The organism is Vibrio neptunius, assembly GCA_019339365.1.
GTDB lineage: Bacteria > Pseudomonadota > Gammaproteobacteria > Enterobacterales > Vibrionaceae > Vibrio > Vibrio neptunius.
Map to the genome: position 1 here is coordinate 1,075,036 of CP079859.1, position 13,056 is coordinate 1,088,091.

10 protein-coding genes and 2 pseudogenes are annotated in these 13,056 nt (G+C 44.6%); 5 read left to right on the top strand and 7 right to left on the bottom strand.

Going from position 1 to position 13,056, the window contains the following annotated elements; all coding sequences use genetic code 11:
• Positions 1-49 precede the first annotated feature (49 nt).
• Positions 50-655 carry a YtjB family periplasmic protein gene (locus tag KW548_05125; protein ID QXX07407.1) on the bottom strand — a complete coding sequence of 202 codons (606 nt, stop codon included), beginning with the start codon at positions 653-655 and terminating at the stop codon, positions 50-52.
• 103 nt (positions 656-758) lie between these two features.
• Here KW548_05125 and serB point away from each other — a divergent pair, with 103 nt between their 5' ends.
• A complete protein-coding gene (serB, locus tag KW548_05130) occupies positions 759-1,739 on the top strand; it encodes a phosphoserine phosphatase (GenBank protein QXX07408.1) in 981 nt (326 codons plus the stop codon).
• Positions 1,740-1,785: 46 nt separating this feature from the next.
• On the opposite strand, the pseudogene KW548_05135 reads toward serB, so the two are convergent.
• Positions 1,786-4,132: pseudogene (locus KW548_05135) on the bottom strand (PilZ domain-containing protein).
• Between the two features lie 134 nt (positions 4,133-4,266).
• Between KW548_05135 and radA the strand changes: the two are divergent.
• Positions 4,267-5,646: a DNA repair protein RadA gene (gene radA, locus KW548_05140; GenBank protein ID QXX07409.1), complete on the top strand. Its 1,380-nt coding sequence runs from the start codon at positions 4,267-4,269 to the stop codon at positions 5,644-5,646.
• Positions 5,647-5,711: 65 nt separating this feature from the next.
• On the opposite strand, the pseudogene csdA reads toward radA, so the two are convergent.
• The 4 genes and pseudogenes from csdA to KW548_05160 form a co-directional block, all read right to left on the bottom strand.
• Positions 5,712-6,922 (bottom strand): annotated as a pseudogene (csdA, locus tag KW548_05145) (cysteine desulfurase CsdA).
• Positions 6,916-7,479, bottom strand: a complete 564-nt coding sequence (locus tag KW548_05150) for a DJ-1/PfpI family protein (GenBank protein QXX07410.1) — start codon at positions 7,477-7,479, stop codon at positions 6,916-6,918. The pseudogene csdA and the gene KW548_05150 overlap by 7 nt, the downstream one beginning before the upstream one ends.
• Before the next feature lie 40 nt (positions 7,480-7,519).
• Positions 7,520-8,410 carry a 2-dehydropantoate 2-reductase gene (panE, locus tag KW548_05155; protein QXX07411.1) on the bottom strand — a complete coding sequence of 297 codons (891 nt, stop codon included), beginning with the start codon at positions 8,408-8,410 and terminating at the stop codon, positions 7,520-7,522.
• A gap of 113 nt (positions 8,411-8,523) precedes the next feature.
• Positions 8,524-9,306 carry a hypothetical protein gene (locus KW548_05160; protein ID QXX07412.1) on the bottom strand — a complete coding sequence of 261 codons (783 nt, stop codon included), beginning with the start codon at positions 9,304-9,306 and terminating at the stop codon, positions 8,524-8,526.
• A 344-nt stretch (positions 9,307-9,650) separates the two neighbouring features.
• On the opposite strand from KW548_05160, the gene KW548_05165 reads away from it, so the two are divergent.
• The 3 genes from KW548_05165 (at position 9,651) to KW548_05175 (ending at position 11,531) form a co-directional block, all read left to right on the top strand.
• Positions 9,651-10,220: an LON peptidase substrate-binding domain-containing protein gene (locus KW548_05165; protein QXX07413.1), complete on the top strand. Its 570-nt coding sequence runs from the start codon at positions 9,651-9,653 to the stop codon at positions 10,218-10,220.
• Positions 10,221-10,287: 67 nt separating this feature from the next.
• On the top strand, positions 10,288-10,872 hold the full coding sequence (locus tag KW548_05170) for an RNA polymerase sigma factor (GenBank protein ID QXX07414.1): 585 nt from the start codon (positions 10,288-10,290) through the stop codon (positions 10,870-10,872).
• Entirely contained in the window at positions 10,869-11,531 is a 663-nt protein-coding gene (locus tag KW548_05175) for a ChrR family anti-sigma-E factor (GenBank protein ID QXX07415.1), read from the top strand. Before KW548_05170 ends, KW548_05175 begins: the two co-directional genes overlap by 4 nt.
• Before the next feature lie 74 nt (positions 11,532-11,605).
• On the opposite strand, the gene KW548_05180 is transcribed toward KW548_05175, so the two are convergent.
• Positions 11,606-12,940 (bottom strand): MFS transporter, encoded by a 1,335-nt coding sequence (locus KW548_05180; GenBank protein ID QXX07981.1) that lies wholly within the window; start codon positions 12,938-12,940, stop codon positions 11,606-11,608.
• Positions 12,941-13,056 lie beyond the last annotated feature (116 nt).

Below are 13,056 nucleotides of genomic sequence, written 5' to 3' on the forward strand. Positions count from 1 at the left end.
AGAGGGGGAGTGACTTAAAGTACTACCCCTCTTTTTTACTCGCCATTGGCTAACTCATTTCTTTAAGAAGCAGGTTTTCACTGTTGCGTTTGGGTTTTCTTCTCACCACAATGGCCAACAGTAAGCCTGCGATAAAACTCATTCCGACCATCGTATACATGTAACGGTCGCTTTTACGGTAGTAGTGATCAGAAAAGGCAGTTACTTTACCCGTCTCAAAGGTGATACGAACAAAACCAATGGCTGTATTGTCGTGCATAATGGGCTCAACTAATTGCTGTTTGCCAATTCGAGCGGTTTCAAGTGGCGTATCTAAACCGAGAACTTCACGCACACTTTTCCCCTTGTCGCTTGAGGCCAAGCGAATCCCTTCCGCGTCATAAATGGTGGCATCAAACACGAGATTGTCTTTAGCCAGTTGGTTGGTTAGCTTCAATAAGCGCTCTTGATCTTGATTGGCTATCATATCACCTGCTGATAAAGAAGCTTGAGAAACCAACACTTTTATCAGTGTTTCCAACTGGTTTTTCTGAATTTGCTCATTGCCTTTAGTAATTTTTACGCTGTTAATACCAATTACTCCCATCATTGCTATCAACGAGAGGATTGCCAGCGCTCTTAAGGCAATACGAAATGAGAACAGAGAGGGTTCCATACTCGCCTAACTTAAGGTTAATTCTCCTATAGAGCATATTGATGCTTGCACAGCTAAATTGCAATAGGTTAACGTGTTAGTAGATTTTTTAGGAATGATTCACATGGAAACGTTTAAGACCTTTTCTATTCAAAAACATACATCACTATACAATCGAATTCCCGAGACACGCTTATTTAGTCAATTTGATAAAGCTAAGGCTAATTGGATTGTGTTCGCAGAGTGCTTGTCATCGCAATATTTTGAAACTATTGACCTTTGTACTGGCCAACACAATGCTGTCGTTGATGTGTGGAAGGTTGGCCGCTATGAAGTAGCATTAATGCAAGGTGAGCTGACTGCTCAACATGAAAAAGTTCTCCAAGACATTAGGCTGGATTATGCGTCGCTTAATGATCTTCCCGATTTATCAAAGCCAGGCCTTATCGTTATGGATATGGACTCGACTGCGATTCAAATTGAATGTATTGATGAAATAGCCAAATTAGCTGGTGTGGGTGAGGAAGTCGCGGAAGTGACAGAGCGCGCCATGCAAGGTGAACTGGATTTTGAACAGAGCTTACGTCAACGAGTGAGTGCACTAGCTGATGCTGATGAAAGTATCCTGTCTAGTGTAAGAAACACTTTGCCATTGATGCCTGACTTGCCTGAGCTGGTAAGTACCTTACGTCAGTTTGGCTGGAAAACGGCAATTGCCTCTGGAGGCTTTACCTATTTCTCTGATTACCTCAAAGAGACATTGAATTTAGACCATGCAGAATCTAATCAGCTGGAAATCATTGACGGCAAGTTAACTGGTCAAGTGGTTGGTAACGTTGTATCAGCTCAAACTAAAGCGGATATCCTCGAAGAGTTAGCCAAACAATACGATATTGAACCACACAATACTATCGCTGTTGGAGACGGTGCAAACGATCTGATGATGATGTCCGTTGCAGGTCTTGGTATCGCGTACCATGCAAAACCTAAAGTGGAGCAACAAGCGCAAACGGCCGTGCGTTATGTGGGACTGGGAGGTGTACTGTGTATTCTATCTGCTGCTCTGTCTAAGCAGAAGAAACTGAGTTTTAAACCAGCTCCATAATGAAGATGCGAGGGTTAAAACCTCGCTTTCTTACTTCTTATTATTCTTACTTGGTCATTTCAAGACGAGTAAGCACTTCTTCTGTGATATCCGTGATTTCGCCATATCCCATGATACCTGTGAGCTCTTTTTCTAAGCTTCTGGCTTGATTCATACTGATAGCCGCCAGCTCTTTGAGATCTTCTTGAAGTAGTGCGCTCATGGCATCAAAAACAGGAGCACTACAAATACGAAGCGCATAAAACTCTCCCATTCCTTGCGCGTCTTTGATGAAAGCAATACGATCTTTCAGCGAATCAAATTCGCTCACCAATTTGGATTCATAAGATTGAATACGTGTACCAAACCTTGTGGTTGATAAATAAATTTCTTGAAACTGAGGCTGTGCACCATCAATACGACGCATTGGTTGAGCGAGCAGTGTATTAGTATGACCTTTATAGATAGGCTCGACAGAAAAATTCTCATCATGGCCCAGTTTAGCGAATACCACTAGGTGGGAAGCAAGAGGGTAGTTAATACCTATCACGCGAGGCTTAAGGTTTTTCCCTCGTTTTTCTACGAAGATAGGCGAGCTCACAATCTTATCCAGTAAGATGTCGTGCAAACCTTCCAGCAACTGATTACTGGGCAACAGTTCTTTTTGGGCAACCAGTTTATCTTGATTATGCTCGATCAGCCGTCCAAAAAAAGCAATGGTGCGCATGGTATTGCTGTCTTCTTTTATAACTAGCTGAAGACGCTTTCCTCCTGGAGAAATTCGAACAACCTCGTATGGAACGTTATTAAGAGGCAGCTGTTTATCATACAGACTAAGCTCTTTAAAGTTAACCGAACATGTATCTCCTGCTTTTAGCTCGCTTTGAGAAGTTAAGGCGACGCTAATGCCACGTTTAGAAATGTCTAATGTCACCCCTGTATGAACGGTATCATGAGGATAAGACAATTCGATCGGTGAACGAAATTGAAAACGTGGTTCTTTCCTACGGGATATTGCATCAAAGTAGATGCAAACAGGGTTATTTTCTGGATTACGGACATGGCGAAAGCGGTTGAGTTCACTGGTTGGCATCCTAGGCTTTGCAGTCAGGAGGTAATCTTGGTTAGTAGACTCAGTAGAGAGCTCCTGAAGAATACCGCAATGGCTGAGCGAGTTAGTTTTAAAGTTGAGTTCAGTTGAATGCTTGGACAGCTCTACCCGTTCTTCTTTAGACAGTTCAAAAACATGTAATCGAAACACTCTCCAGCTCTCTTTTTTGGCCCCAACGTGCCAGAAAAGCTGACGGAGTTCTCGACTCGCCTCTGGCATCATCATGGAGAAAAATAGGGTCTTACCTTGATGACTGTGAGTGAAGGAGTAAAACACATTATTGCTACCTCGCATACCAGGCTTTGTGAGCTGTTCTAAACGTTCTTTATTGAACAAGCTGGTCAAGGTTTGTTGATTGCGCTCATCTTGCCAGTATTGCCAAATGGGTTGGTTGTTCTCTGTCATTAAGGCGAGTTTAAGTTCACTCCCACTGAAGAAAACAGGTAAATTACAGGTGTGCTTAAGGAATGTATGCTCATAGCCTCGAGAGCGAGCTCGAATGACTTTATCTTGATTGTCATGCCGGCTTCGTTGGCTATCATTTGTCAGTTTGTCTTCGATAACTTGTTCAACGACGTTTGACTCGTCAAGTTTGAGTAACCGTAAATATTTTACGGCATCGTTTTCGTAAGATTCATCAATTCCAACAATCCGATAGTTGATAGGGGTGTCTAGCCCTTCGACTTCACTTTCTTTAATTAACTCAACGAAACGTACCGCTATGATCTCTCCGAGTTTGTAGTTAAATGCGGATGGGACCTTAAACTTTGCTCCTGATGGCGAGATATCGACAGTTGTGGCGTGGACAAGTTGATCTCTGTTGATCTGAAATTCTATTTGAGAAGAGAGTTTTAAACGGTTCTCACGACGCTTGAGATCGTAACCCAAGTTAATTGCTTCAACATCGTATGCTGAGCTTTTTTTCTGAAAACTCAATGCCGTGAGGTTTACCCCGTTTTTGCATTACTCGAAAATTATTATGAGTATTACATAATGCTTCCCAGACCCCTTCAGTATAGCCGCCAAATTTACGAGTATTTTTATGGTAGGCGTTGAAGGCAACGTCATCGAGCCAATGTTTTACACCATCGAGTTCGTATTCGCGGCACTCACCTTTTACACGGCCGCGAAGGTCTACGGGTTTAGTACACGGAGCCATCACTCGATTGAGCTCCATTTTGACCAGAATTTTAACCGATGGGGGCTCCCCTTCAGTCATTTGGGCGAGAAGGTATTCAAAATCACCGGAGTTGTAAGCAGGAATCAATCGTTCTGCTAAAGATAAAATCTCTGACTGCTGCATATATTTTTGTTAGCGTGTCCCTTACTCTCAATATCGACCTTGATATAAAGATCTTTAATGATATGTTACACCGAATCAAGGTGAATAGGTGACGAATGATAATAGCATAGTCACAAATACAGGTCTGAGGTGATATGGCGAAAGCAAAAAGAGCATATGTGTGTAATGACTGTGGGGCAGATTTTCCGCGTTGGCAAGGACAATGCAATGCTTGTGGGTCGTGGAATACGATCAGTGAAGTCAGGTTGGCGGCATCACCAGCAGCGGCACGCAATGAGCGGTTAGCGGGTTATGCAGGTAACTCTGGTGAAACTCAGGTTCAGACCCTATCTGACATTGATTTGCAGGAAGTTCCTCGTTTTACCAGTGGTTTTAAAGAGTTTGATCGTGTTCTTGGTGGCGGTGTAGTGCCGGGTGCTGCCATTCTGATTGGTGGTAACCCAGGAGCGGGTAAATCAACGCTACTTTTGCAAACTATGTGTTATCTCGCCTCACAAATGCCAACCTTATACGTCACAGGTGAAGAGTCGTTACAACAGGTTGCGATGCGAGCGTCACGACTCGGTTTGCCTAAAGACAACCTGAAAATGCTTTCAGAAACTAACGTCGATCGTATCTGTCAAATTGCTGAGAAAGAGCAACCTAAGATCATGGTCATCGACTCGATTCAGGTGATGCATGTTGCGGATGTGCAATCATCACCAGGCAGTGTGGCACAAGTGCGTGAGTCGGCTACGGCCTTGACTCGTTACGCTAAGCAGAACAATGTTTCTGTTTTTATTGTCGGCCATGTGACGAAAGACGGGACGTTAGCGGGGCCTAAAGTGCTTGAGCACATCATTGACTGTTCAGTATTGCTTGATGGCGGAACGGATAATCGTTTTAGAACTATGCGCAGCCATAAGAACCGCTTTGGAGCAGTCAATGAGCTAGGGGTATTTGCGATGACAGGGCAGGGGCTCAAAGAAGTCAGCAATCCGTCAGCCATCTTCCTTTCTCGAGGGGAAGAAGAAACATCTGGTAGCTCAGTCATGGTGGTATGGGAGGGCACTCGTCCTCTATTGGTCGAGATTCAAGCTTTGGTTGATTACTCTCAGTTGGCTAACCCACGTCGTGTTGCTGTGGGCCTTGAGCAAAACCGCTTGTCGCTCTTGCTGGCGGTTTTACACAAGCACGGTGGTTTACAGATGGCGGATCAAGATGTGTTTGTTAATGTCGTTGGTGGTGTCAAGGTAACAGAAACCAGCGCTGACTTGGCATTAGTGATTGCGCTTCTATCCAGTTTTCGAGATCGGGCTTTACCTAAAGATGTGGTGATATTCGGTGAAGTCGGCTTAGCAGGAGAGATTCGTCCGGTTCCAAGTGGGCAGGAGAGGTTGAATGAAGCCTTTAAGCATGGTTTTAAGAAAGCAATTGTTCCGGCAGCGAATATGCCTAAAGGTGGGATCCCGGGAATGCAGATCCATGGTGTGAAAAAACTTTCTGAAGCGATTGAAGCTTTTGACGAACTGTAAGCTAGAGTATTTTTATAGTGTGTAAAAAGGGTTGGCGCTTATCGTCAACCCCGTACTATTTTTCGTTAAAGCATATCAACGGCTTTCTCGACAGCTGCGACCAGCCTGTCAACGTCTTCTTGTGTGTTGTAAATGGCAAAAGAGGCGCGCACAGTGCCTTTAACACCAAGTGCATCCATTAAAGGGTGAGCACAATGGTGACCCGCGCGGACGGCGATACCTTGTTGATCAAGTAACGTCGCGAGGTCTTGATGATGCACACCATCAATGATAAACGACAGCAAAGAAGCATCTTGTTGATACCCCAATACCTTAACATCATCGATTTGAGATAGCCTTTGATAAGCGTTTTGAACCAGATTGCGAATGTGATTTTCTACGTCGGCTTGTTCAAAACACTGATACCAGTCGATCGCTGTAGCTAGGGCTATCACACCTGCCACATTGGGTGTGCCAGCCTCGAATTTTCCGGGTAATTCGCTAAAAGTGGTCCCTGCAAATGACACCTTATCAACCATTTTCCCCCTCCGTGCCAGGGTGGCATAGCATCAAGCAGCGACAGTTTGCCATATAAGACGCCAATGCCAGCAGGAGCGTAGAGTTTGTGTCCAGAGAAAACATAAAAATCCGCATCTAACGCCTTCACATCAATCGTTTCATGAACAATGCCCTGAGCACCATCGACAACGACTTTCGCGCCCACTTGATGAGCTTGAGCTATCACTGACTCAATGGGTAGGCGTGTTCCCGTCACATTGGTGATGTGAGCCAGCGCCACCAGTTTCGTTTTATCGGATAGCAAAGCGGAAAATGCCGCCATATCCCATTGGCAATTGTCGGTCATTGGTACTTTGACGACTTTTGCTCCTGTCTGCTCTGCAACGATTTGCCAAGGTACGATATTGGCATGGTGTTCCATTTCACTAACCAGAATTTCATCACCGCTCTGTAGTGTGTTTCGCGCATAGGTTTGTGCGATTAGGTTGAGCGCTTCTGTCGCTCCGCGTGTCCAGATGATTTCTTTGCTGTTCTGCGCGCCAATAAAGTCTGCGACGGTTTGACGAGCGGCTTCAAAGTGACTGGTTGCTTGTGCGGTCAGGCTGTGACTGCCACGATGAACGTTGGCATTTTGAGAACGATAGTAGTGTGAAATGGCACTAATAACGCAATCAGGCTTCTGTGTAGTCGCTGCACTATCGAGATACACTAATTGTTCTCCATTAACATCTTGAGCTAATGCAGGGAATTGTAAACGGATAGCATGAACATCTAGCATGACTCAAGGCCACCCAGCTTGTGATATTGCAGTGTCGGAATGGTTACCATAGGCTCTGCAACCGTCCAAGCGTGTTCTTTACCTGAAAGGTTAATGATGATTTCCATAGCAAATTCTAATGCGGTGCCAGGACCTTGGCTGGTCAGTAAGTTGTGATTGATATCGTAGGTAACGCGTTTAACTCGCCAATTTTCTGTAGTGATATGAGACTCAAAGCTTGGATGACACGTCATTAAAGCGTCTGGGTAAAGCTTATGGTGAGCTAGCACCAAGGCTGGGGCTGCGCATATAGCTGCAACGAGCTTACCCTCATACATCTGTTGGCGAACAATCTCGACTAACACGGTACTGTCGCGAAAGGTTTCAGCTCCACCAACGCCACCAGATAAGATCACTGCATCGAATTCTTCATCGGCGATATCGACGAGTTTACAGTCAGCAGTGAGCGTGACGCCTCTAGAAGCTTTCATTGTCAGCCGACCAGCAAAATCAGCACTGGCCACGGTAACGTCGTAGCCAGCTCGTACCATCATGTCGATGATGGTGACCGCTTCCATTTCTTCCGTTCCCGGTGCAATCGGGACCAGTACTTTTTATTCATTGTTGTTTCCAGCTTTGTTCGATGTGGTGGATCTGGTTGTATAGCGCTTGGTTTTCAGGGGCTTGAATATTGTGAATTTTAGCCTGCTTTAGTAAGTAACCAGTAATAAAATCAATTTCTGTTCTGCGTCGATAGTGAATATCTTGCCTCATAGAAGACATATTCTCAGCGGTGGCATTGATCACTTGGTGAACTGTGGATGCTAGTATGGACTTGTCGATAGGGATGGAACAAGCATTCATGACACGAAAGACTTCTTCGATAACATTGGTCAGTTGTTCTTTAAATCGTTCAGAACCCAGCTCACCATTCTTGATTTGGAATATGGCTGTTAAGGGGTTGATCGCACAGTTGACGGCAAGCTTAAGCCATAATGCATGCTCTATATTGTCACACCAAATAACCTCTGGCAGTGCGTGCTGTAAGACTTCCCTGAGGAAGTCACATTGTTTGCCTGAATGGTTAATACCACCTATGTGGGTGACGCCTAACCCAGTGTGTATCACTTGGTGTTTGGCCGATTGATAGGCGCCATGTGCAGTTGTCGCTAGGAGTAAAGGGTTGCGAGGAAAAGTGTTGCTGAGCCATTCTGCGGTTCCCATGCCATTGTGCATCAGGGAAATCATGGTTTCTGGAGTTATATGCGCTTTAAGCGGCTCAAGGGCGCGCTTAACTTGCCACGCTTTTACGGTGACTAGCAGTAAATCAGCCTGCCTAATGGAAGTGATATCTCGGTTATCACATTGAATCGGCGGTAATTCATCAAGCTGCAGACTCAGGTGACGGTCTGTTGAGTTAGACCATACGGCGACATTATGCCCCGCGATGGAGAGTTTAGTTGCCCATAGTGTCCCAATAGCGCCTGGGCCAAGAATAACGATATTCACGTTGGTTTGCCGAACAGATAATTTCTCACAAGGATAATCACCGTTTAAGCGAAAGCAAACAAAAAATGGTACCCGAAGGTACCATTTGTAGGCAATGAAGCTTTTTTAGTCGCTTAGAACTTGTAAGTCACTGCCAAGTAGTTAGTGACCCCTGAAGAGCGGAATGCAGGCGTGTCTTCGATACCATACACATCTTGGTAAGCTTTTAGGCCATAACCGACAGCAAAGCGATCTGAGTGCCAGTAGATACCGTTAAACATTGCACCGCCAGTTTTTGACGTAGAGTACTCGCTCTTCATGCCAAATTGGTAATCAATGTAGCCTTGGTAAGAAATGAATGAGCCATTTTCAAAGAAGTAGAAAGGTTTGAACCAGTTGGTTGAAATTTGAAAACCGTTCCAGTCTTTCTTATTCGAATCGTAAGTACCGTATAGGTTTAGGCCAATTTTGCCCAACCATGGAACGTTGACATCAGAACCAATACCGGCCTTCTGAGTATTTACACCTGAGTTACCACCCCATTCCATCAATGTAGACACATATAGCTCTTGAACAGGGCCGAAAGAAAGGTCTTTACCAGTCAGTGCATCTAGAGACATACGCGGTGCAAACTTCATAAAGATCTTTTCAGCGTTTGCTTTATCACTGCCTGGATCTGACGTTAAGTTGAAGACGTCAACGTAGCCATACAGATCAAACAGACCAGAGCGACCACCAAATTCCATTTCTAGGTAATCGTGTGTTGAGTTACCTGGCTTTTCGTTGAATGCGCCCATTAGGTTGAACTGCATCCATTTGTAGTCATTCTTGTGAATATCGCCGTCAGAGTAATCGGCCGCCATTGCTGGTGCAGACATTGCTGCTACGACACCAAGAGCTAAAAGTGATTTACGCATAGTGAGACTCTCTATGTTTTTTCAATATTAAAATTTTTTCATATAGCCGTTGTTGCACAATCTCCGTTGTGCTTTTTCTGGAGCGCATCATAACGATAAAAATCTCAATTAATAGTGATACGAAGTGCAAAAATACATAAAACTAGTGATGAAGATCTCACTAATGATCATTTTTCAACGATGTAACGGAACTATGATTTTTTTGCACAAAAAGTGATATGGGTATCGTTTACGCAAGCGCTTGCGCTGATTTTTGTGCTGATCAAGCAATCAACATATTTGGTGATTGATCTAACTCTCACTTTCTACGTAAGCAATTGTAAAGTGTTTGAGGGTGATAAATAGTGTCTGAAATTATGTTGTTTCCGCTGGGCTCGATTCTTCTTCCCGAAGGAAGGATGAAGCTTCGTATATTCGAGCCCAGATACAAAAGATTGATAAAAGAGGCCAGCCAGTCAGACGGAACTTTCGGCATTTGTCTGATAGAGCATGACGAAGTGCCAGCGATGTCTCGTTTATCGTCTTTTGGGGCGCTCGCGAAAATCGTCGACTTTGAATTACTTGATGATGGATTGTTGGGCGTCACAGTTGTTGGGATCAGATGCTTCGAAATCAAAAGAATCAGAACCGAGTTTGATGGGTTACGCAGAGCACGCGTTGAGTGGCGCTCAAGCTGGGAGTTTTCTCAGCTATCCAACGAACACAAATATTTGAGTGAACAATTACGAACAGTCTACAGTCAGTTCCCTCAACTTGGGGAACTGTATGACCAACGTTTCTTCGACGATGCAAGCTGGGTGAGTCAGCGTTGGCTTGAGATACTGCCCATTCCCCAAAAACAATTTGACTTTCTTGTGCAGCAAAAAGATTGCAACGAAGCGATAGAATTTCTCTCCCGCTCCATTGAAAGCTAAACTGACAAAGTGATCCATTCATTTTTTCTTACGTACTACTTCAAAAGCGCTGGAAAGGACCAAAAATATGGCTGCTAAGGACACAGACTCTTTTGCTAAACAAGACTGGCTGCTCTGTATGGGAAAAGTGAAAGAAAAAGATAAAGCTTCCTATGTCTTGGTGTTTAAGCATTTTGCTCCACGGTTGAAGCAGTTCACATACAAGCATATGGGCAACGAACAAGTTGCTATTGAGCTAGTGCAAGAAACGATGACCACGGTTTGGCAGAAAAGTCACCTGTTCGATGGAGCCAAAAGCTCGCTGTCGACTTGGATTTACACCATAGCGCGAAACCTGTGTTACGACACACTGCGCAAACAACGCGGTAAAGATCTGCATATCCATTCGGAGGACATATGGCCTAATGATTATTGTCCACCAGATTTGGTAGAGCATTATGCGCCTGAACACGAAATGCTTAAAGAGCAGGTCGTGAAATTTTTAGACGTCCTCCCTGAGGCGCAAAAGAAGGTTGTTCAGGCCGTGTACTTAGAGGAACTGCCACATCAGCAGGTGGCAGACATGTACGATATTCCAGTCGGCACAGTAAAATCAAGGCTTCGACTAGCAGTAGAAAAATTACGTCATTCAATAGAGGTAGAGAGACTATGAGCTATCATCCAAACCAGCATATGTTACAGGCTTATGTTGAAGGCAGTCTGGATGCTGTCGATGGGTTTACTGTCGCCACTCATTTGGAGAGCTGCCCTAGTTGCAAAAAACAAGTGTTAGCGCTTGAGAGTCTATGTGGTGAAGCGCTAATGGAAACCGATGTTTTCGATGACAGCGGGTTTGACAGTATGCTGAACGACATTTTAGAGACAGACCCAGCTCCACAAGCGGTTCGACCGACCAGAAAGCCATCCAGCATTGAAGTCAACGGTAAAACCTTTCAGTTACCCCTGTCTCTTACACGTTTCCGCGATAAGGTGGGGGAATGGAAAAACTACGGTGGCAAGGTATTTAGCGCACCAGTCGACTTGGGTAACAGTGTACGAGTGAACTTAATGTACATCGCGGAAGATGTGAAGATTCCACAGCACACTCATAGGGGTATGGAATCGACGCTGATATTGCATGGTGGCTTTAGCGACGAAGATGGCCATTACGAAGCGGGTGATTACCTCGTTAAAGATGCTTCGATAAAACACAGTCCCTATACTCAAAAAGGAGAGGACTGCTTGTGTATTACCGTACTCACAGAGCCTATGATATTTACTCAAGGTGTTGCCCGCATATTTAACATGTTCGGCAAAGGTATGTACCCATAAGAGACTCAAAAGCAAAAGGCTTGGCGAACTGCCAAGCCTTTTTTCTATTTGAGGGACTACTTTTTAAGTTGTGGTCAATCTCGCTCTTTGGCTTTGTTCAATAGGTCAGCGAAGTAGTGACGAAGTGAATAGAGCATAAGCAAGCTCGGGATGACCATCACCGATGTAATGACAAAAAACATTGACCAATCATCGAGAAAGTCAACCAACTCACCACTGAATGACGCTAATGTGGTCCGTCCAAAGTTACCCAACGATGCCAGTAATGCATATTGCGTTGCAGAGAAAGCTTGGCCTGTGAGGACAGTTAAGAAAGACACGAAGGCGACGGTGGAAAATGCTGTTGTAAAGTTATCGACAATAATGGTCGCTAAGAATAAATCTTCATCCGGTCCCACAGAGGCAATCCAAGCAAACATTAAGTTACTACCAGCCATAGCGATGCCGCCGATCATTAAACCTCTTACGATACCAAAACGAACGTTAAACATGCTGCCAACTAAAGTGAAGACTATGGTGGCTCCCCAGCCAATCAACTTAGAGTAATGGCCGATTTGTTCATTACTAAAGCCGACGTCTTTATAGAAAGCGATGGACATCCTGCCTAAGAAAGCTTCACCAATTTTAAACAGGAAGACGAATAGAAGTAGAGTTATTGCTACTTTGACGCCATTACGTTTAAAGAAATCTAGGAAAGGCTCAACCACGGTAACGCTTAACCAAGAGAGCGTTTGAGAACCGACGATTTGGTTATGACGCGCTTCGGCTTGTTTTTGGAGTGCTTCACGATTGGTCTTTGGTTCGCCGACTAGCAGAGTAAACAACATCAAAATACCGACAATACCTGCCATACCATAGTAGACACCGTTCCAGCCGATTGAATCTGCATTGATGAAAGCAACGTAACCCGGCAGTGAATAGCCAGTCCACCAACCAATCACTGCCATCGCTGAGGCTTGTGGTAGCTTGGATGAATCTGATTTAGGGAAAGTATCGATGCGGAAAGCATCGATGGCAATATCCTGAGTTGCCGATGCTATCGCGATGCCTAAGGCAAGCATTGAGGTTAAGGCTAAGTTTTGCGATGGGTCCACGCCAGCAATAAATAAAGTACCGACAAGGACTAGTGACTGACAGAAGAAAATCCAGCTTCGGCGTTGGCCTAGTACTGTATGTAGTACCGGAAGTTTGACCCGGTCCACGAGTGGAGCCCACAAAAAGTTAATCGCGTAAACAGCAAAAACGCTGCCAAAGTAGCCAATCGCTGTGCGTGTCAAACCAGCATCTTTTAACCAACCCGACATGTTTGAGCCAATCAACACCCATGGGAAGCCGCTTGAACAGCCTAACATAAACACCCACAGTAGGCGCTTATCATAATAACTATAAATGGTTTCCAACCAAGACATTGGAGAGGGTTTGGTAGACATGACGTCTTCCTTGTGAATTGAATAGTGCTTGCCAATTTATGGAAAGAAGGTGGATTTGAAAAGGCTCCAACTTAGTAAGCTGGAGCCTTATTAGA